This is a genomic window from Burkholderia contaminans (genome assembly GCF_029633825.1).
GTDB classification, from domain to species: domain Bacteria; phylum Pseudomonadota; class Gammaproteobacteria; order Burkholderiales; family Burkholderiaceae; genus Burkholderia; species Burkholderia contaminans.
In genome coordinates this window covers 961573-982978 of record NZ_CP090641.1, presented here as the reverse complement: position 1 = coordinate 982978, position 21406 = coordinate 961573, and the positions used below count along the sequence as shown (strand labels likewise).

Below are 21406 nucleotides of genomic sequence, written 5' to 3'. Positions count from 1 at the left end.
CATGCCTATCATTCGATCGATGCGCGTCCTCGACGTGCGCTTCCCGACCTCGCGCCAGCTCGACGGCTCCGATGCGATGAATCCAGACCCCGATTATTCGGCGGCCTACGTCGTGCTCGAAACCGATCATGACGGGCTCGAAGGTCACGGGCTCACGTTCACCATCGGGCGCGGCAACGAAATCTGCTGCGCGGCGATCGACGCGATGCGTCACCTCGTCGTCGGCCTCGACCTCGACTGGATCCGCGAAGACATGGGCCGCTTCTGGCGGCACGTCACGTCGGACAGCCAGTTGCGCTGGATCGGCCCCGACAAGGGCGCGATCCACCTGGCGACGGGCGCGGTCGTCAACGCGGTGTGGGATCTGTGGGCGAAAGCCGAACGCAAGCCGCTGTGGCGGCTCGTGGCCGACATGAGCCCCGAGGAACTGGTGCGCGCGATCGACTTCCGCTACCTGACCGACTGCCTGACGCCGGACGAAGCACTCGACCTGCTGCGCCGGCAGGCGCCGGCCAAGGCCGACCGGATCGCGCTGCTCGAGCGCGACGGCTACCCGTGCTACACGACGTCGGCCGGCTGGCTCGGTTACAGCGACGACAAGCTGCGGCGGCTGTGTCGCGATGCGGTGGAAGAGGGTTTCGAATACGTGAAGCTGAAGGTCGGCGCGAACCTGGAGGACGACATCCGCCGCGTGACGATCGCGCGCGAGGTGATCGGCCCGGACCGCAAGCTGATGATCGACGCGAACCAGGTGTGGGAAGTGGACGAGGCGATCGACTGGGTGCGCGAGCTGGCGTTCGCGCGGCCGTGGTTCATCGAGGAGCCGACCAGCCCCGACGACGTCGAAGGGCATCGCAAGATCCGCGACGCGATCGCGCCCGTGCAGGTCGCGACCGGCGAGATGTGCCAGAACCGCGTGCTGTTCAAGCAGTTCATCGCGCGCGGTGCGATCGACGTGGTGCAGATCGATGCGTGCCGGCTCGGCGGCGTGAACGAGATTCTCGCGGTGATGCTGATGGCCGCGAAGTACGGGCTGCCGGTGTGCCCGCATGCGGGCGGCGTCGGGTTGTGCGAGTACGTGCAGCATCTGTCGATGATCGATTACATCTGCATTGCCGGCACGAAGGAAGGGCGCGTGACGGAGTACGTCGATCACCTGCACGAGCATTTCGTCGAACCGTGCATCGTGCGCGGCGCGGCGTATATGCCGCCGACGGCGCCCGGTTTCTCGATCGAGATGAAGCCCGAATCGCTGGAGCAGTACCGGTTCCGCGGCTGACACGCGTTGAGCGTGCCGACAACATGAACGACGGAGACGTGAAGTGGATTTGAATCTGCAACACAAGGTCGTGATCGTGACCGGCGGCGCGTCGGGCATCGGTGCCGCGATCTCGATGCGGCTTGCCGAAGAAGGCGCGATTCCGGTGGTGTTCGCGCGCCACGCGCCCGACGATGCGTTCTGGCGCGTACTCGCGCAGAAGCAGCCGCAGGCCGCGTGCATCCCGGTCGAATTGCAGGACGATGCGCAGTGCCGCGATGCCGTTGCGGAAACGATCGCGCGCTTCGGCCGGCTCGACGGCCTGGTCAACAACGCGGGCGTCAACGACAGCATCGGGCTCGAGGCCGGGCGCGATGCGTTCGTCGCATCGCTCGAACGCAACCTGATCCACTACTACGTGATGGCGCATTACTGCGTGCCGCATCTGAAGGCGGCGCGCGGCGCGATCGTCAATATCTCGTCGAAGACGGCCGTCACCGGGCAGGGCAACACGAGCGGCTATTGCGCATCGAAGGGCGCACAGCTCGCGTTGACGCGCGAATGGGCCGTCGCGTTGCGCGACGACGGCGTGCGCGTGAACGCGGTGATTCCGGCCGAGGTGATGACGCCGCTGTACCGGAACTGGCTCGCCGGTTTCGACGACCCCGACGCGAAGCTGGCCGGCATCGCGGGCAAGGTGCCGCTCGGCCAACGCTTCACGACGGCCGACGAAATCGCCGATACGGCCGTGTTCCTGCTGTCGGCGCGCGCGTCGCACACGACGGGCCAGTGGCTGTTCGTCGACGGCGGCTATACGCATCTCGACCGTGCGATCAGCTGAGGGCGGCGAGCCATGCAACCCGACTTGACACCGAACCCCGCACCGCCGCTGATCGCATTGACCGGCATCGGCAAGCGCTTCCCCGGCGTGCAGGCGCTCGACGACTGCCATTTCGACCTGCGTGCCGGCGAAGTGCATGCGCTGATGGGCGAGAACGGCGCCGGCAAGTCGACGCTGATGAAGATCCTGGCGGGCGTCTACCAGCGCGACGACGGCGAGATCCGGATGGACGGCCGCGCGGTGGAAATCGCCGACCCGCGCGCCGCGCAGGCGCTCGGGATCGGCATCATCCATCAGGAACTGAACCTGATGAACCACCTGAGCGTCGCGCAGAACATCTTCATCGGCCGCGAGCCGCGCGGGCGCTTCGGCGTGTTCGTCGACGAGGACAAGCTGAACCGCGACGCGGCCGCAATCTTCGCGCGGATGCGGCTCGATCTCGACCCGCGTACGCCGGTCGGCCGGCTCACGGTGGCGAAGCAGCAGATGGTCGAGATCGCGAAGGCGCTGTCGTTCGACTCGCGCGTGCTGATCATGGACGAGCCGACCGCCGCGCTCAACAACGCGGAGATCGCCGAGCTGTTCCGCATCATCGGCGACCTGCGCGCGCACGGTGTCGGCATCGTCTACATCTCGCACAAGATGGACGAGCTGCGCCAGATCGCCGATCGCGTGACCGTGATGCGCGACGGCAAGTACGTCGCGACCGTGCCGATGGCCGGCACGTCGATGGACGCGATCATCGCGATGATGGTCGGCCGCCAGCTCGCGACCGAATTCCGCACGCCGCCCGATACGTCCGCGAACGACGTCGCGCTCGAAGTGCGCGGGCTGTCGCGCGGCCGTGCGATCCGCGATGTCGGCTTCACGCTGCGGCGCGGCGAGATCCTCGGCTTCGCCGGGTTGATGGGCGCGGGCCGCACCGAGGTCGCGCGTGCGGTGTTCGGCGCGGACCCGGTCGATGCGGGCGAGATCCGCGTGCATGGCAAGCCGGTGACGATCCGCACGCCGGCCGACGCGGTGAAGCACGGCATCGGCTACCTGTCCGAGGATCGCAAGCACTTCGGGCTCGCGGTCGGGATGGACGTGCAGAACAACATCGCGCTGTCGAGCATGCGCCGCTTCGTGCGCCGCGGCGTGTTCCTCGACGCGCGTGAATTGCGCGACACCGCGCAGGCGTACGTGCGGCAGCTCGCGATCCGCACGCCGTCGGTCGCGCAGCCGGCGCGGCTGCTGTCGGGCGGCAACCAGCAGAAGATCGTGATCGCGAAGTGGCTGCTGCGCGACTGCGACATCCTGTTCTTCGACGAGCCGACGCGCGGCATCGACGTCGGCGCGAAAAGCGAGATCTACAAGCTGCTCGACGCGCTCGCCGCCGACGGCAAGGCGATCGTGATGATCTCGTCGGAGTTGCCCGAAGTGCTGCGCATGAGCCACCGGATTCTCGTGATGTGCGAAGGGCGCGTGACCGGCGAATTGCGTGCCGCCGACGCCACGCAGGAAAAGATCATGCAGCTCGCGACGCAGCGCGAGTCGACCGTGTTGTCCTGATTTCGACGCTTACCGATCATGTCCAACGATACGCACTCCGTTCCGCCCCTTGCTTCCGGCGACACGCCGGCCGCCGCATCGAGCCTGAAGTCGCGCTTCTTCAACCCGGCCGCGCGCCAGAAGCTGCTCGCGTTCGCGAGCCTCGTGCTGCTGATCGTGTTCTTCAGCTTCGCGTCGCCGAACTTCCTCGAAGTCGACAACCTCGTCGCGATCCTGCAGGCCACCGCCGTGAACGGCGTGCTGGCCGTCGCCTGTACGTACGTGATCATCACGTCGGGCATCGACCTGTCGGTCGGCACGCTGATGACGTTCTGCGCGGTGATGGCCGGCGTCGTGCTGACGAAATGGGGGATGCCGCTGCCGCTCGGGATCCTCGCCGCGCTGTGCTTCGGCGCGCTGTCGGGCAGCGTGTCGGGCTTCGTGATCGCGAAGATGAAGGTGCCGCCGTTCATCGCGACGCTCGGCATGATGATGCTGCTCAAGGGGCTGTCGCTCGTGATCTCGGGCACGCGGCCGATCTACTTCAACGACACGCCGGGCTTCACGTCGATCGCGCAGGATTCGTTGATCGGCAACCTGGTCCCCGCGCTGCCGATTCCGAACGCGGTGCTGATCCTGTTCCTCGTCGCAATCGGCGCGTCGATCGTGCTGAACCGCACGATCTTCGGCCGCTATACGTTCGCGCTCGGCAGCAACGAGGAGGCGCTGCGGCTGTCGGGCGTGAACGTCGATGCGTGGAAGATCGCGGTCTACACGTTCAGCGGCGCGGTGTGCGGAATCGCCGGGCTGCTGATCGCGTCGCGGCTGAATTCCGCGCAGCCCGCGCTCGGGCAAGGCTACGAGCTCGACGCGATCGCGGCCGTCGTGATCGGCGGCACGTCGCTGTCGGGCGGCGCGGGCAGCATCGTCGGCACCATCATCGGCGCGTTCATCATGAGCGTGCTGACGAACGGCCTGCGCATCATGTCGGTCGCGCAGGAATGGCAGACGGTCGTGACGGGCGTGATCATCATTCTTGCCGTCTACGTCGACATTCTGCGCCGGCGGCGCCGCTGATGCATGCACTGACGCAGGCATGTGCTTCATCGCCGGTTCCGGCCGGCGTCCCAGTCGTTCCAGTCGGTTGAGTCGATACGAAAAAAGGAGACGTGAAGTGATCAGGAGCAAGGTGTTGAACGCGATCGTCGGGCTGACGTTCGCCGTCGGCGTCACGGCCGGCGCGCAGGCGCAGGAAACCTACATCCCGCTGATCTCGAAGGGCTTCCAGCATCAGTTCTGGCAAGCCGTGAAAACGGGCGCGATGCAGGCCGCGAAGGACTACAAGGTGAAAGTGACGTTCGAAGGCCCGGAAACCGAGGCGATGGTCGACAAGCAGATCGACATGCTGTCGGCCGCGATCGCGAAGAAGCCGGCCGCGCTCGGCTTCGCGGCGCTCGACAGCAAGGCCGCGCTGCCGCTGCTGAAGAAGGCGCAGGCCGAGAAGATCCCGGTGATCGCGTTCGACTCGGGCGTGGACAGCGACATCCCGGTGACGACGGCCGCGACCAACAACAAGGCCGCCGCGTCGCTCGCCGCCGACAAGCTCGCCGCGCTGATCGGCGACGAAGGCGAGGTGGCCGTGGTCGCGCACGACCAGACGAGCCGCACCGGCATCGACCGCCGCGACGGCTTTCTCGAACGGATGAAGTCGGCGCACCCGAAGGTGCAGGTCGTGACCGTGCAGTACGGCGAAGGCGACCAGTTGAAGTCGACCGAGGTGACGAAGTCGATCCTGCAGGCGTATCCGAAGCTCAAGGGGCTGTTCGGCACCAACGAAGGCTCGGCGATCGGCGTGGTCAACGGCGTGCGAGAGATGAAGCGCAAGGTCGTGATCGTCGGGTACGATTCCGGCAAGCAGCAGAAGGACGCGATCCGCAGCGGGCTGATGGCCGGCGCGATCACGCAGAACCCGATCGGGATCGGCTACAAGACGGTCGAGGCGGCCGTGAAGGCGATCAAGGGCGAGAAGCTGCCGAAGGTCATCGATACCGGTTTCTACTGGTACGACAAGACCAATATCGACGATCCGAAGATCGCGGCGGTGTTGTACGACTGAACGTAGCGTCGAGCGGCGGTGGCGCGCGCCGCCGCCACGGCGACCGGACACGAGGGCATCATGGGCGCAGTGCGTATCGATTCCCATCAGCACTTCTGGCGCTATCGCGCCGCCGATTACCCGTGGATCGACGCCGGGATGACGGTGCTCGCGCACGACTACCTGCCCGATGCGCTGTGGCCGCTGATGCATGCGCAGGCGATCGGCGCGTCGATCGCGGTGCAGGCGCGCGCCGGGCGCGACGAGACGGCGTTCCTGCTCGATCTCGCGCGTGACGATGCGCGCATCGCGGCGGTGGTCGGCTGGGAAGATCTCGCCGCGCCGCAACTCGCGGATCGCATTGCCGAATGGCGCAGCCCGAAGCTGCGCGGCTTCCGTCACCAGGTGCAGGACGAAGCCGATGCCGGCGCGTTCGTCGCGGAGCCGGGCTTCAACCGCGGCATCGCCTGGCTGCAGGCGAACGGCTACGTGTACGACGTGCTCGTGTTCGAGCGCCAGATGCGGGACGTGTGGGCGTTTTGTGCGCGGCACGACGCGCACTGGCTCGTGCTCGATCACGTCGGCAAGCCGGCACTCGCCGACTTCGAGCGCGACGACACGGCGTTCGCGCGCTGGCGCGCCGCGTTGCGCGAGCTGGGCGCGCTGCCGCATGTCGTGTGCAAGCTGTCGGGGCTCGTGACCGAGGCCGACTGGAAGCGCGGGCTGCGCGGGAAGGACGTCCGGCGCATCGAGCAGTGTCTCGACGCGGCGCTCGACGCGTTCGGCCCGCAGCGGCTGATGTTCGGGTCGGACTGGCCCGTGTGCCAGCTGGCCGCGTCGTATGACGAAGTGGCGTCGATCATCGAGCGCTGGGCCGAATCGCGGCTGTCGGCCGCCGAGCGCAACGCGCTGTGGGGCGGCACCGCCGCGCGTTGCTACGCGGTGCCGGGCGCGGCGACGCGCGGCATATAGAATAGGCGCGAACGGTCTGTTCGATTCGTCAGACCGTCCGGAACGAAACCGCTCACCTGCATCAACGTATGTCCATCCAGCCGATTCAGAACCGCCGCCTCTACCAGCAGATCGCCGACAAGCTCAGTGCGATGATCGAGTCCGGCGATTTTCCGCCGGGCAGCTACCTGCCGCCCGAGCGCGAACTGGCCGAACAGTTCGGCGTGTCGCGCACCTCGGTGCGCGAGGCGCTGATCGCGCTCGAAGTGAGCGGGCTCGTGAGCGTGCGGGTCGGCGACGGCGTGAAGGTGCGCCATCCCGAAACGGCCGTCGCACCCGAGCCTGCGCCAGTGCCGGCGGAGAAGGCCGCGCCGTTCACGATCGTCGAGATCGATCCCGAACTCGGCATCGCACTCGACCTCGACACCGAAATCCCGCCGTTCGCGTTGCTGCAGGCGCGCCGGCTGATCGAGCCTGAAGCGGCGTCGCTGGCCGCGAAGCACGGCTCTGACGAGCAGATCGAAGCGATCCACGAGGCGTTCCTGCGCAACCAGGCAGACAACCTCAGTGGCTCGCTCACGCATCCGGGCGACCGGCTGTTTCACATCCGCATCGCGGAGGCGAGCGACAACGCCGCGTATGCGCTGATGATCAAGCAACTGCTCGCGCACAAGTACGACCTGATGTTCCAGCGGCTGCAGTCGCTGTACATGCCGAACGACATGCCGCACCGGTCGGAGCTCGAACACCGCGCGATCCTCGACGCGATCCGCGCACGCGACCCGGACGCCGCGCGCCGCGCGATGGCCGAGCATCTCGACGAAGTGATCCGCATCTTCGGGCGCGCGCTCGACTGAGCGCGCTTCGAAGCGATACCTGTTGCCCGGTCAGAAGCGATCCGCGCGATACGGCGCCGGATCGGTGAACGGCGCTTCGCCGGTCATCATCTCGGCCAGCAGGCGGCCGGTGACGGGGCCGAGCGTCAGCCCGTGATGGTTGTGCCCGAACGCGAACCACAGCCCGCGATGCGCGGGCGCGGGGCCGATCACCGGGCGCATGTCGGGCGTGCACGGCCGGAAGCCGAGCCAGGGTTGCGGGTCGAGCCGCTCGCCGAAACCGAACACGGGCCGCGCGACGCGTTCCGCGCGTTCGAGCTGCACGCCGGTGGGCGGCACGCCGCGCCGCGCGATTTCGACGCCGGTCGTCAGCCGCAGCCCGCGTTTCATCGGTGCGATCACGTAACCGTATTCGCGATCGACGATCGGCGCCGACGGCACGCCGCGCGTGGAAGGTGCGTAGTGCATGTGATAGCCGCGCTTCTCGCGCAGCGGGATCGTGTAGCCGAACTTGCCGAATACCGTGTCGGACCACGGGCCGAGCGCGACGACCACGGCCGGCGCGGCGGCCATGCCGTCCTGCGTCCTGACCTGCCAGCCCGGCGACAGCGCGTCGAGGCTCGCGGCATCGCCCGTCAGCAGCGTGCCGCCGCCTTGCACGAAGAGTTGCGCATACGCTTTGACGAGCGCGGACGGGTCGACGACGCTTTTCGGATCGAGCCAGTGCAGCGCGCCGCAGAAGCCGGGCGCGAGGCTCGGTTCGTGCGCGTGCAGCGCGGCGGCATCGAGCGGCGTGATGCCGAGCCCGTGGCGGCGCGCGGTGAGTCCGGCTTCGGTCACGCCGCGTTCGAACGCGGCCGGCGTGCGGAACGCTTCCAGCCAGCCGTTCGCGCGGATGAGCTCGCCGGCGCCGGCCCGCGCGATCAGCGCGTCGTGCTCGACGATGCAGCGCTCGATCAGCGGCAGCATGTCGCGCGATGCGGCCGCGTGACGCAGCGGCGCCGATTCCCACCAGAAACGTGCAAGCCATGGCGCGAATGCGGGCAGCGACGCGCTGTGCCAGTAGAGATCGGTCGAGCGGTTCAGCGCATAGCGCATCAGCGTGAACGGGCTGCGGGGGAACGGATACGGTTCGACCGACGAGCGCTCGATCAGCCCCGCGTTGCCGAAGCTCGTGCCTTCGCCGGGCGCGCCGCGATCGACGAGGGCGACCTTGCGCCCGCGATCCTGCAGGTGGAGTGCTGCGGAGACGCCGACGATGCCTGCGCCGAGAACGATGACGTCGAAATCCATCAGTGGTGAGTGACGGTGAGCGGCGCGCGCCCGTGATGAGGCGTCAGCGCCCGGGTTGGAGAGCGTTCGAACTGCAAGCATACTCGCGGCGGCGTGGGGCACCAAGAGGACGCGCGCGGCCTGCGCATGGCGGGTGGCCCGCGCGCGATGATTCGTGATCGTCGCGACAGCGCGGGCATCAGCATGCGCGTGCCGGCCACTTGCCCGCTCCGCATTGCCCATGATCACGATGAAAGCGACTGTCGCGTGTGTTGTCGCTCTGGTCGCATCGAATGCTGTTGCAAGCAAGTACGACAACGACCGGGTCGAGATTTCCCGGGACGATGGCGTCGCCGTGAGCCTTTCGTCGTCATCGCTCGATCGCAAGGGTGTCCGCGCCGACGTCCTGGTGAAGCTGGTTTACGACAGGCCCGCGTCAACGCTACGCGTGGGCTTTCCGACCGAGAAAGTCATATCGCAATGGTCGATCGATTGCGCAAGCCGTACCGCTGCGATCGGTCGATCGACCGGCTACGGCGTTCAGCCCGACGAGGTCAACTCGATCGATGGCCAGCCGGATAACTTTCGAACCTACGAGCCCCGTACCTTCGGATACGCGATCACGCAATTTGTTTGTGCAACTTCGCGACCGCGGGCAACGTGTGCGGTTCGATTTCGTCGCTGCCGGGCAACGCAGATTCGTGACTCGAATGCGGCACAACGCGCGGAGATCGACGCTTCGAAATCCGTCGAGGATCGTATGAAGTTTGCGCGGACCATGCGTCCATTCCACTGATCAATTTCCCGGCACCGACGTCGGCACCGGCTCGACACCGGAAGACACATCCGCACACGCGCCGATTCCGCATACTTTCCACTGCTTCTCGCGGGTGTTTCCCACTGGTTGGCGGTGCGAATTTTTACCTAAGATGAAGCCATCATGCGCGTAATTCGGTGCCTGCACGCGCATGGAGGGAGGCGGGAGGCAGCGCCGGAGCGACGCCAGCGGATGTTGCCATCATGGATGCGAAAGTGTGCGCGCCGGCTGCCAGTCTCGCGACTGCAGCGACGCCAGCGGACGCGGCGGCAATCGCCGCACGAACGGTGCCCGGCTGCTCGGGTCGAACCGCTCCGCTGCGCCACGCGCTGGCCGCAATCGTTTGCGTTCTGGGCACTGCACAGGCCGTGCTCGCCGGGGCTTCCGCCGAGGTTGTCGATCCGGTCGACATGGTGCGCACGGTTGCCGGCGCGAATCCTGCCCCCGCCGATTCCGAAGCTGCGTCACACGACACGGCCGTGCGTCAGGTCGTGCTGGGCATCATCAGCTTCACCCACTGGCCGACCACACCCGTTCGCCTGCATCTGTGCGTCACGGGCCGGCCCGACTACGCGCGCGGCCTGACCGACACGCTGCAGGCCGGCTCGACGCTGCTCGACGTGCAGCGTGTGCGCTTCGACGATGCCGCGCTCGGCATCGCCTGCGACATCGTCTATCTCGGCACCCTGAGTGAAGACGAGAGAGCCCGCGTGAGAAGCGCGGTGGCCGGCCATCCGGTGCTGACGATTTCGGAACACGATCCGTCCTGCACCGCAGGCGGCATGTTCTGCCTCAACGTCGACGGCGATCGCGTGTCGTTCGACATCAATCTCGACGCGGTGGCACGCAGCGGCGTGCGCGTGCATCCGAACGTGCTCAATCTCGCGCGGCGGCCGGGGGCACCATGACACGACCCACGCCTCCGGTTTCGCTGTCGCGCGTGCCGCGCCCGACGCTGCAAAGCGTGCTGCGTCGCGCGCACCTGCGCCTCGCATTCGTCGCCGTCACGATGGCCGCCGTGTCGTTGATCGTGGTGGCCGTGATCGCATTGCGTGCGTATGCCGGCAACAACCTGAACCTGCTGGCCCGCTCGCTCGGTTATACGGTGGAGGCCGCGCTCGTGTTCGGCGACCGCGTCGCGGCGGCCGAGGCGATCGGGCTGATCGCCGGCGACGAGGATGTCGCACAGGTGGTGGTCACCGATAGCAAGGACGAACCGTTCGCGACGTGGCAGTTGCCTGCCGGCAGCGGGATCGCGCGGCTCGAGCGCGTCGTTGCCGACCTCGCGCTGCCGGGGCCCGTGACCGCGCCGGTGATGCACGACGGCATCATCGTCGGCCACGTGGTCGTGCGCGGCCGCGGCCATCAGTTCTTCGGATTCCTGCTGGGTGGCGTGGGCGGCATTCTCGGTTGCCTGGCCGTCAGCGTGATCGGGGCGTACATCAGCTCGAAGCGCCTGCTGCGTAGCATCGTTTCGCCGTTGCGCGCGCTGGCCGGCGTCGCCCACGCGGTGCGGCGCGAGCGTGCGTTCGCGCAGCGCGTCGAGCCCGCGGCGATTGCCGAACTCAACCAGCTTGGCGACGACTTCAACGCGCTGCTCGACGAATTCGAGGACTGGCAGAACACGCTGCGCGACGAGAACGCGTCGCTCGAACACAAGGCGACGCACGACGCGCTCACGGGGCTGCCCAACCGCGTGCAGCTCGAGTCGCGCCTCGCGCTCGCCCTCGGCGAGGCCCGCGTGACGGGGCAGCGGGTCGCGATCCTGTATCTCGACTGCGACCGCTTCAAGGAAATCAACGACTGCCTCGGCCACGAAGCCGGCGACGCGGTGCTGATCGGCATCGCGTCACGGCTGCGCTCGCAGGTGCGCGAGGCCGACCTGGTCGCGCGCCTGGGCGGTGACGAATTCGCGGTCATGCTGCCGGCCGTGCGCGACGCGGACAGCGTATGTCGTATTGCTGACGAGATCCTGTCCGGCATGGCGCCGTCGATCGAGCTGTCCGACGGCCGCGTGGTGGCCACCATGATGAGTGCCGGCATTGCGCTGTATCCCGATCACGCGTCGGATGCGAGCGGCTTGCTGCGGGCGGCGGATGCCGCGATGTACCGCGCCAAGCGCGCCCGGCCAGGCTCGTGGCAACTGGCCGAAGGAGTCGCGGGGGCGGCTTGAGGTTCATCGTTTCACGCTGCGGGCGAGGCCGCGGCAGTCGCTTGAAAAAGCGCTCGCGATGCGGGTGCAATCGAAGGGGTCAATGATGGACAACACGTTTCCGGTTGGGCTTGGGCGCTTGTGCATCGGCAGCGCGCTGCTTTTATGCATGCTGCTGGGAGGCTGCAAGACGCCGCCGCCGCTTCATCGTGGATTGACGCAGACGCAGGTCACGGCGCTCAAGTCGGCCGGTTTCCAGGAAACCCAGCAGGGTTTCGAGTTCGGCTCGACCGGGCCGATCCTGTTCGATTTCGATCGCTACAACCTCAAGCCCGATGTGCGGCGGATCGTCGAAAGGATCGGCCGCACGCTCCACTCGGCGGGGATCAACGGGGTACGGGTCTATGGCTATTCGGACGAGGAAGGCGTGGACGAGTATGACCTCGAGTTGTCCAGGCGGCGGGCGGAGGTCGTCGCGCTTGAACTGGTCGACGTGGGGCTCGATGCAAAGCGCATCGCGATCGTCGGGAAAGGGAAGCGCGACCCGGTCGGGGACAACAAGACGCCGGGAGGAAGGGCGCAGAATCGGCGGGCGGCGATCGTGGTGTCGCCGCGGTGATTGGTATGAAAGGATTTTGAAAGTGTCGTGCGTCATGCGATCAAACGCGATGCTCGATCGAGCATAGCGGCACAGCAGCGCCAGCCAGCGCGCGTTTCCTTCCCGAGCGTTCGCACTATTTCATCGTGACCGGGGGCGATGCCTCGCCCCGTACGGATCTGTCACACGTTTCATGCAGATTGTGTCGTGTTCCGCGCGTGCTGGCGCGGTGCTTCGGCGTGGGGAGCCGCGTCCGGGCGGCCCTGCCGCCGGCCGGTTTTCGGGCTATCGGGGGCCGGAATGGAAACGTTTGCGGGTGTCTTTCACGCTTCCGGATTTTGTCCTACATTATCGGGGCTTCGGGCCGGTCAACCGGCACCAGGAACCTGAGAACACAAGAAGGAACAAGCATGAGTTTCGCTCCGAACGGGGGTATTCCCACAGGAATGGGAGGTAGTGCGCTCGGCTCGTTGAGCGCGCTCGGCGGTCTCGCCGGCCCGGTTGCATCGAGTGTCGCCGGCAGCCTCGGGCCGCTCGCGGGCCTGGCCGGGCACGTCGACACCGTCCAGCGCGCGATGCAGCTCGCGCAGACAGGCTTCTCGCTGATGGACAAGACGCCCGGCGCGATCGCCGAGGCGATCAACGGCGCCGCCAACCCCGCCCGCCTGACCCAGCTCAACCGCTACGTGACGCTCGATACGCCGCTCGGCCCGGACGTGCTGCTGGTCAGCGCCGCCGTCGTCGACGAGCACGTCAACCGGTTGCCGGAGATTCATCTCGACCTGCTGTCGCATCGTCACGACCTGCGCCCCGAGGACCTGATCGGCCAGCAGGTCAAGATCCGGTTCGACCAGCAGGCGCGCCTGTCGACGCTCGAACGCGTCGTCGCATCGGGCGCCGCCGACAACGACCGTTACTTCGACGGCTATGTCGCGTCGTTCGACCGCGCCGGCAACCCCGGCAACGTCACGCAATATCACCTGACGGCGGTGCCGTGGTTCTGGTTCCTGACGCGCTCGACCGACTGCCGGATCTTCCAGAACAAGACCGCGCAGGACATCCTCACCGAGATCTTCCAGGAGCACGGCTTCTCCGACTTCGTGTTCGATATCCGCACGGCCCAGAAGCCGCTCGAGTACGTCGTGATGTACCAGGAGAGCTACTACAACTTCTGCGCGCGGCTGATGGAGCAGGAGGGGCTGGTCTGGACGCACCGCTACGAGAAGGACAAGCACTTCCTGGTGATTGGCGATTCGAACCTGCTGTTCCGTCCGATCGACGGGCTGGCGACGGTGCCGTTCGCGGCCACCGAGGCGAGCGAGGACAGCGGCATCGACCAGCTGCACGAAGGCCGGCGCTTTGGCGTCGGCAAGGTCACGTTCCGCGACTTCAACCACCAGAATCCGTCGTCGCCGCTGATGCTGGTGGAGGCCGGGCCGCAGAACCTCAAGCATGCGCGGCTCGACGCGACCGAGCGGTTCGAGCACCAGTCGCTGTACGACCACGGCGACGACGGCAACCGCTATGCGCGTTATGCGATGGAAGCCGAGGAGGCGCAGGCCCACCGCTATACCGGCGGCGGCTATGCGTGGCGCATGACGACGGCCGGCGCCGTCACGGTGGCGAATCATCCGGTGCTCGAGAACAACCAGGAATACGTGATCCTGCACGTGCGTCACGAGGCAGTGAACGACTACACACAGCACAGCGCGAAGCTGCCGTACCGCAACAGCTTCGCGCTGCTGCCGAAGAAGATTCCGTACCGTGCGCCGCGCGGCACGCCGAAGCCGGTGATTCACGGCACGCAGTCGGCGATCGTCGTCGGGCCGAAGGGCGAGGAAATCTACACGAACGGCAGCGCCGTGAAGGTGCATTTCCCTTGGGACCGGCGCGGCAAGAAGGATGGCTCCGATTCGATGTGGGTGCGTGTATCGCAACCATGGGCGGGCGACGGCTGGGGCGCGGCCGCGATTCCGCGGATCAAGCAGGAAGTGCTGGTTGCGTTCAACCAGGGTGACCCGGATAACCCGGTGATCGTCGGCCGCGTGTTCAACGGCGAACAGGGCAACCCGTACCACGGTGCGGCCGGCCAGACGATGGGGATCAAGAGCCAGACGCACAAGGGGCAGGGGTCGAACGAGATCCGCATGACCGACACGAACGGCATGCAGGAATTCTTCATGCACGCGCAGAAGGACATGAACACCGTCGTCGAGAACAACGAGACGCACAAGGTGCTGGGGCCGCTGCGCACTGTGCTGGTGGCGACGGGGAGCGAAGAGAAGCAGATTCCGCAGGGCAACCTGACCGAGACGATCGCCCAGAAGCGCAGTACGACCGCGACCACCGTCGAGGTGACGACGCCGGCCAAGGATGGCGGCGGCGGCACGCAGGTTCACATGGCCGAGCGCGGCATCCTGCTGAAGGTGATGGACAGCTCGATCTCGCTCGCGCCGGAAGGCATCCGGCTCGAGCACAAGGGCTCCGTGATCCTGATGACCGACGACGGCGTGATGATCAACGGCACGCGTATCGACCTCAACAAATAACTCGAACGAAACCAGCCATGCACTACGCAATCCACGAAGGCACCTTCGAACTGCCGGACGCGGCGCTCGATCGGACCGTCAACATCCTGATGATGAACGCCGGCCCCGGCGGCCTCAATCTCGTGATCGCCCGCGGGCGGTTGCGCGACGGGGAGAACCTCGACGCGTTCGTCGCGCGCGAATGGGAAGTCGCGTCGCGCGATGCCAGGATGCTGAACGAGAAGGCGCGGCGGCCGGTGACGGTCGGCTCCCGTGCGGGCGTTCAGATCGATTCCACGCTCGAGCGGGATGGCCGGCTCTGGCATCAGGTGCAGACGATGTTTCCGTCGGATGACGCCGGCCGCGTGCTGGTGATGACGTTGACCAGCGCGGCGCCGCTGACCGAAGAACAGCAGGCGATCGCCGAACGCATGCTCGCCAGTTTCCAGCCGCGCGCGGCGCGGCCGTCCCTGCTCGGGCCGGGTGACGCGTCGTGAGCGCGGAGAACTTCGCGGCCGCTCGCTTCGAAGATCCGATCCAGCACACGACGTTGATGGGGGAGCTTGTCGGCACGGTCGGGTCCGTGGTCGGTGGCGCCATCGTCGGTGCATTGGTGGCAGAGGCGATGGAGGGGCTGATCTTCGCCGGCCTCGCTGCGCTCGAAATCGGCACGGCCGGGTTGGCGACGCCGCTCGTGATTGCGATCGGCGTGGGCGTGGCGGTCGGCTCGGGCGCGTTGATGGAAGCGAGCGGCATGAACGACGCCATCGACGAGGGCGCGAAGTCGCTCGCCAATTCGATCGTGCCGCCCGTGATCAAAGGCAAGATCGCAAGCGGGTCGGGGAACGTCTACATCAACAACAAGCCGGCCTCACGGGCGGCGAAGCCGGGCGATCTCGATACCGTTGCGTGTACCGATCATCCCGGGCCGCAGATGATAGCCGACGGGTCGGGCAGCGTTTATATCAACGATCAACCGGCCGCGCGGGTCGGCGACAAGACGACCTGCGACGGGACGATTGCCGAAGGCTCGGACAACGTCTTCATCGGTGGCGGCACGCAGCGGGTACGGGATGTGAAGTCGGCCACGCGGCTCGGGTGGCTGGGGGCGGCGCTCGGTATCGCGCTCGCGGTGTGCGGCCGCGGGAAGATGAGTTGGGGCGACTTTCTGAAGAGCAAGGCGCCGTGTATCGCGATGAATTTCGCGGCGGGTGCGTTCGGAACCTGGCTGGGCAGTCTGGCGAGGCCCTCGGCGGGGCATCCGGTCAACGTCATTACCGGCAGCAAGGTGCTCGATGGCACGGACGATACCGACTTCGTCCTGCCCGGGCCGCTGCCGATCGTCTGGAAGCGTTTCTATAGCAGCCTCGATGATCGTGCCGACAGCCTGTTCGGGACGGGGTGGAGCGTGCCGATCAGCGTCGAGTTGCGGCTCGCGCGTGAACATGGCGAGGTTGCGTCGATCACGTACTGGGACGAGCAGGGGCGCGATATCGTGTTCCCGGCCGTGCCGCCCGGCGAGAGCCATTTCAGCGTGCCGGAAGGCATTTACCTGATCTGCACCGAGGGTGGCCACTATGTGGTCGAGACGGTCGACGGTGTGTATCGCGATTTCGGTCGTGCTCGTACCGACGCGGATAGTGAAGCGCTCAAGCTCTGGCGTCTCGAGGATCGCAACGGTAACTGGATCGAGGTCGAGCGAGAAGCGCATGACGAGGTCGTGCGGCCCGTAAGGTTGCACGATAGCGCCGGTCGCTTGCTGACCCTGTCGTACGACAAGTTGCATCCGCAACGTATTGGCGCGATCGAGCTGACCCGTGGTGTCGATGGCGAACAACCCGACACGTTGGTTCGGTACGCGTACAGCAACGCCGGCGAACTGGTGGCCGTTACCGATCGTAGCGGTCATGTCGGGCGACGCTTCGCATACGAGCATGGGCTGATGGTCCAGCACACGCTGCGTGGCGGCCTGCAGTGTTTCTATGCGTGGCAGGGTGTCGGTCGCGATGCGCGTGTCGTGCGCCATTGGACCGACGACGGCGAGGCGTACACGTTCGACGCGGATCTCGCGCAGCGTGCGGTGACGATTACCGACCAGATCGGTCGCGTGACGCGCTGGACGTGGAACGAGGATCAGCAGCCGACGAGCCATACGGATGCCGAAGGCCACGTGTGGCGGTTAGAGTGGAACGCGAAGCGGCAGTTGGTGAGCACGACCGATCCTGCCGGGAACACGACGCGCTTCGAATATGACGAGCGCGGGCGTCAGACGCAGCGCATCGATGCGCTTGGGCAGGTCGAGCGGACCGAGTGGAACGGGTACTACGACCTGCCTGTTGCGGAAACCGATCCGGCGAATTCGCGCTGGATTTACCGCTACGACGATCGCGGCAATCTGACGATGACGCGCGATCCGGCGGGTTTTGCGACCGAGTATCACCGGGACGAGCGTGGGCTCGTGCATACGATTCGCGATGCGCGGGGTGGGTACAAGTTCCTCGAGTGGAATGGTCGTGCGCAGTTGACATCGTATACCGATTGTTCCGGCAAGGTTACGCGGTTTGCGTATGACGCACGTGGTGCGCTCGCGCGTGTGACCGATGCGGCCGGGCAGTCGACCGTGTACGAAACGGATGCGATGGGGCGGGTCACGGGGATCGGGACGGCCGATGGTGCTCGTCAGACGTTCCGGTATGACGTGGCTGGGCGTCTCGTCGAGGTTGTCGATGCGAATCAGCGCAGCACGCGGTATGAGATCAATCCGCGCGGGCTGCTGCTTTCGCGTACCGATGCGGCTAATCGCGTCGTGCGATTCGGGTACGACGATGCGTTCCGGCTTGCGAGCCTGACCAACGAAAACCGCGAGTCGTATCGCTTCCAGTATGACCGTCGCGATTTGGTGGCTGCGCAGATCGGGCTCGATGGCCACAAGCGTACGTACGAATACGACGTGTGCGGCCAGGGCACGGTCGTGCGGGATGGAAAGATCGAGACGCGATACGAGCGCGATGCGATCGGGCGACTGACGGCGAAGCAAGCCACGCATGAGCGATGTGAGTACCTGTACGACAAGGCGAGCCGAATCGCGTCGGCCGAGTTGTACACGCTGGCTGCTCGTGGTCCTTTGCTGAAGAATCGGGTCAGCCTGAAGTACGGGGCGCGTGGTGAGGTGCTCGAGGAATACACGCCGACGGGCTGGCTTGCGCATACCTACGATGAGCTTGGCAACCGCGTCAGCACCACGATTTCAGGTGAGCGCACGATCGACTGGCTGCATTACGGTTCGGGCCATGTGCACCAGATTTGCGTTGATGGTGTCGCAGTTGCGGACATCGAGCGCGATGATCTGCATCGGGAAGTCCTGCGGACGCAAGGCAAGCTGACCAGTCACTTCGGGTATGACGCGGTGGGCCGTCGTGCTCGGCACGTTGCGCAGCGAGGCAGGGCGGCGGACGAACTGCTTGCGAAGCAGTGGCAATACGACGCTGTGGGAGACGTGATCCAGAAGCGGGATCTGCGCTATGGCACGACGAGCTACCGATATGACCCGACGGGGCGCATTGAACAGGCTGCCGGGCCGGGATTGCCGTCGGAGGTGTTTCGCTGGGACGCGGCGGCGAACCTGGTGTCGAGCGATCACCCGGGGGGCTTCGTTGAGCACAACCGGCTCAAGATGTTCGAGGACAAGCGCTTCGAATACGACGTCTATGGGCGGCTGGTTCGCAAGTTGAGCGGGCACGGGCCGGCCAAAGAGTTGGTGCTTGAGTACGACGACTGGAATCAGTTGAAGACCGTCGTGACGAAGGACCGGCTGGGTGTCGGGACGACGCATTTCGAATACGACGCGTTCGGTCGGCGGATTCGGAAGCTCAATGGGGGGTATGCGAGTACGGATTTCCTGTGGGACGGCATGCGGCTCGTGCAGGAGACGTATCACGACCGTCAGGGTGAGGAAGCGCTGACGTACTTGTATGAGTCCAACAGCTATGTGCCGCTGGCGCGGATCGACCAGGGCAAGGCGGCGGCTAACGACGACAATGCGCGGGATGCGGTCTACTATTTCCACAACGATGTGTCGGGGTTGCCGGAGGAACTGACTAACGCCGATGGCGAGTTGGTCTGGCAGGCTCGTTACAAGGTGTGGGGCAACGCGGTGCAGGAGGAGTGGATCGCGCGGGCTCCGCAGCGGTCGGTGCCGGAGTGGGGCGAGGTTCAGCCAACTGCGTCGACACCTACTTACTTACCGAGACCGCAGAATCTGCGTTCCCAGGGGCAATATCTGGACCGCGAGACGGGACTGCACTACAACACGTTCCGGTTCTATGATCCCGACATTGGCCGCTTCATTAACCCTGACCCGATCTCGTTGCGGGGCGGAATTAACCTCTATCAATACGCGCCGAACCCGATCTCTTGGATTGATCCCTGGGGGTTGACAGGATTCTTCACTCCGTCAGTGTTTAATGCTCCGTCCGGGAGTACTCATACTGTTTATCAACAAGCGATTGATTGGGATTTGCCGGTAAACACGCGAAGCGGGACATTAACGAATCTCGATTTGGCTGCAAGTGGAAAAAGTCCATTTGTTGTGAAAAATGGAGTGTATTCACAGCTCAACCTGCATCATTCAAACCAAGATGGACTGGGTTCCTTGTTTGAATTGTCAGCGGACACCCATCAACGGTATTATGGTAGCAAGGCGCTGCATCCTTATTTGCCCAATCCGCACCCAGTGAATCCGGTGAATAGAGATACATTCAATGCGGACCGTGAGGAGTATTGGAGGCAGCGTGCTGCCGCTGAAACGGAACGAAGAAAAGCTGCTGTCCGATGTGGAGGTTGATATGCTGTCAAGCAAAATTGTTTCATTTTGTCAGGGTAAAAATTGGTGGTTTGATGATGTTGAGCCGACATATAGGGATGCCCTCATAAGGATAGGGGTCGATGTTTCGTCGGATTTTTCGCAATTCTATTTGCACGTAGAGGATGGCCCAACCTTCACGTCGCGCAACGGGGAGATATATCAAATCTGCTGGTTTTTGAATAATTCTGACTATGATGGCAGATTGAAGATGGTTCGCGATACTCTTAAAATTCCAGAGCCATATATTCCGCTGGATTCGTTTCCTGGGGAGCGGGGGTATTTCTATAACAAGGAAACCGGTGAGGTTTTTGATGTTGGGTTGGGGGATTCGCTGAGGGAGTTTTTGGGTGGAAATATGAAGTCTAGATGGAATGGATTCAATGAATTTATTGAATGGTTTTTTGATATTTGATTATTTAGATAATTTATTTTGAGATGGCAAAGTTGATGGATTCTGTTGTGCATGAGGAAGTGGGGTGGTGCGGGAAGTCGTGTTTTTGTGCGGATCGGATGATTCATGATTCTGAATAGATCGGGACTTTATGTGACCGATTCGACCGACGCGAAGCGCATCACTGAACAACGCGGCCTTAGTGACTGGCTTGTCATTTTTTTTGCCAACAGGAATTGCATCCGCAGATCAGTTTTATGATGCGATCCGTAGCGCATGCCCGCTAGATCTACCGCTGAACAACAGTTGAAACTGGGACGCTTTATCAGATTCTTTGTGGTCAGGTTTGGATGAGGTGGAGCAGGAGAAAATCGCTATGTTCCGGCCAGATTCGGGTCGCGTGAAAATAGTGGGGCCGAAGGTCTTCGCTATTAGGATGGATATGCTCACTGATCTGTGTGCTTCGTTGGCTGATCCAAACGTAACGCTATCCAGTACGAAGAGGCTCCTCGTTGTTCAAACTCCAAGTTGACCGTGAACAAGAGACGCACAGGCGGAACTTTGTTGTAGCCGTAAACCGTCCGTGCCGATTGGTACACACTGGCGCACTCGTAGTGCGCTGCTGAAGAGTTGGGCCAATCTGGTGTACGGGGCGCGGAGAGGTCGTCAAGGAGCACATGTCGAACAGCTGGTTCGCGCACGCATACGACGAGTTTGGTAACCGCATTAGTGCGACGATCTCGTGGCGAGCACACGATCCACAGGCTGCATTATGATCCGAGGCGCTGATCTACTTTGAAACGCGAAGTTTTCAGTTTTAGGAAGGTCCCCGTAGACTCGGCGGTGATGCTTTTTCATGACCCGTCAATCCTAAGGGGAACGAGGGAATCTGTTCTCTTTTGAGGATTATGATTCTGCTGTTATTTAACCGATTCCCATCGGCGTTAACTCGGATTGCGAGCGGAGCCCCTGCGCCGACTAGCAAGGCTATTCGCTTGCGCCCTTGCGAAAGAATCTGACGCAAGTCGGACATGTATCTATCTGGGTTATGAAAAGTATCCAAGCTATCGCTCCCCGAATGCGCTATGGAGACGCTCAGCATACTTGATCTAGATAGCGGAAAAACGCTAAACGTGAGTAGGTAATTTCCTGTACCACTGCGCGTCGACTAGCCCGAAACCGATCTCTTACGGGTATGGGGCACTAATTTCCTACGCTTCAGAAGGATCGTCAAAGCCCGGTGATAGTCACGATCGTGATCGAACCGTTTCAA

Annotated in this window: 16 protein-coding genes; 15 read left to right on the top strand and 1 reads right to left on the bottom strand. The window is 64.4% G+C overall.

The window, feature by feature from the left end; translation table 11 throughout:
* The first annotated feature begins 1 nt into the window (after position 1).
* The 7 genes from LXE91_RS22120 to LXE91_RS22090 all read left to right on the top strand — a co-directional run bounded on the left by LXE91_RS22120 (position 2) and on the right by LXE91_RS22090 (position 7532).
* Positions 2 to 1279, top strand: a complete 1278-nt coding sequence (locus tag LXE91_RS22120; RefSeq protein ID WP_039366246.1) for an L-fuconate dehydratase — start codon at positions 2 to 4, stop codon at positions 1277 to 1279.
* Positions 1280 to 1322: 43 nt separating this feature from the next.
* Entirely contained in the window at positions 1323 to 2099 is a 777-nt protein-coding gene (locus LXE91_RS22115; RefSeq protein WP_039366248.1) for an SDR family oxidoreductase, read from the top strand.
* 12 nt (positions 2100 to 2111) lie between these two features.
* Positions 2112 to 3650 carry a sugar ABC transporter ATP-binding protein gene (locus LXE91_RS22110; protein WP_039366249.1) on the top strand — a complete coding sequence of 513 codons (1539 nt, stop codon included), beginning with the start codon at positions 2112 to 2114 and terminating at the stop codon, positions 3648 to 3650.
* A gap of 18 nt (positions 3651 to 3668) precedes the next feature.
* Complete coding sequence (locus LXE91_RS22105) at positions 3669 to 4706, top strand: ABC transporter permease (protein WP_039366251.1); 1038 nt, start codon at positions 3669 to 3671, stop codon at positions 4704 to 4706.
* 97 nt (positions 4707 to 4803) lie between these two features.
* Positions 4804 to 5745 carry an ABC transporter substrate-binding protein gene (locus tag LXE91_RS22100; protein ID WP_039366253.1) on the top strand — a complete coding sequence of 314 codons (942 nt, stop codon included), beginning with the start codon at positions 4804 to 4806 and terminating at the stop codon, positions 5743 to 5745.
* 60 nt (positions 5746 to 5805) lie between these two features.
* Positions 5806 to 6696, top strand: coding sequence for an L-fucono-1,5-lactonase (locus LXE91_RS22095; RefSeq protein WP_039366560.1), 891 nt, complete (start codon positions 5806 to 5808; stop codon positions 6694 to 6696).
* Between the two features lie 68 nt (positions 6697 to 6764).
* A complete protein-coding gene (locus LXE91_RS22090) occupies positions 6765 to 7532 on the top strand; it encodes a FadR/GntR family transcriptional regulator (RefSeq protein ID WP_039366255.1) in 768 nt (255 codons plus the stop codon).
* 30 nt (positions 7533 to 7562) lie between these two features.
* On the opposite strand, the gene LXE91_RS22085 is transcribed toward LXE91_RS22090, so the two are convergent.
* Positions 7563 to 8804, bottom strand: coding sequence for an NAD(P)/FAD-dependent oxidoreductase (locus tag LXE91_RS22085; RefSeq protein WP_039366256.1), 1242 nt, complete (start codon positions 8802 to 8804; stop codon positions 7563 to 7565).
* Positions 8805 to 9024: 220 nt separating this feature from the next.
* Between LXE91_RS22085 and LXE91_RS22080 the strand changes: the two genes are divergently transcribed.
* The 8 genes from LXE91_RS22080 (at position 9025) to LXE91_RS22045 (ending at position 20154) form a co-directional block, all read left to right on the top strand.
* Positions 9025 to 9579 carry a surface-adhesin E family protein gene (locus LXE91_RS22080; RefSeq protein WP_039366258.1) on the top strand — a complete coding sequence of 185 codons (555 nt, stop codon included), beginning with the start codon at positions 9025 to 9027 and terminating at the stop codon, positions 9577 to 9579.
* A 224-nt stretch (positions 9580 to 9803) separates the two neighbouring features.
* A complete protein-coding gene (gene yfiR / locus LXE91_RS22075; protein ID WP_039366261.1) occupies positions 9804 to 10508 on the top strand; it encodes a regulatory sequestration protein YfiR in 705 nt (234 codons plus the stop codon).
* Entirely contained in the window at positions 10505 to 11773 is a 1269-nt protein-coding gene (gene dgcN / locus LXE91_RS22070; RefSeq protein WP_039366264.1) for a diguanylate cyclase DgcN/YfiN, read from the top strand. The genes yfiR and dgcN overlap by 4 nt, the downstream gene beginning before the upstream one ends.
* A gap of 85 nt (positions 11774 to 11858) precedes the next feature.
* Complete coding sequence (gene yfiB / locus LXE91_RS22065; protein WP_039366562.1) at positions 11859 to 12371, top strand: outer membrane lipoprotein YfiB; 513 nt, start codon at positions 11859 to 11861, stop codon at positions 12369 to 12371.
* 389 nt (positions 12372 to 12760) lie between these two features.
* Positions 12761 to 14899, top strand: coding sequence for a type VI secretion system Vgr family protein (locus LXE91_RS22060; RefSeq protein ID WP_039366266.1), 2139 nt, complete (start codon positions 12761 to 12763; stop codon positions 14897 to 14899).
* Between the two features lie 17 nt (positions 14900 to 14916).
* On the top strand, positions 14917 to 15375 hold the full coding sequence (locus LXE91_RS22055; RefSeq protein WP_039366268.1) for a DcrB-related protein: 459 nt from the start codon (positions 14917 to 14919) through the stop codon (positions 15373 to 15375).
* Positions 15372 to 19721 (top strand): RHS repeat-associated core domain-containing protein, encoded by a 4350-nt coding sequence (locus LXE91_RS22050; RefSeq protein ID WP_082139578.1) that lies wholly within the window; start codon positions 15372 to 15374, stop codon positions 19719 to 19721. The genes LXE91_RS22055 and LXE91_RS22050 overlap by 4 nt, the downstream gene beginning before the upstream one ends.
* Positions 19669 to 20154 (top strand): hypothetical protein, encoded by a 486-nt coding sequence (locus LXE91_RS22045; protein ID WP_198113700.1) that lies wholly within the window; start codon positions 19669 to 19671, stop codon positions 20152 to 20154. The genes LXE91_RS22050 and LXE91_RS22045 overlap by 53 nt, the downstream gene beginning before the upstream one ends.
* Positions 20155 to 21406: the final 1252 nt, after the last annotated feature.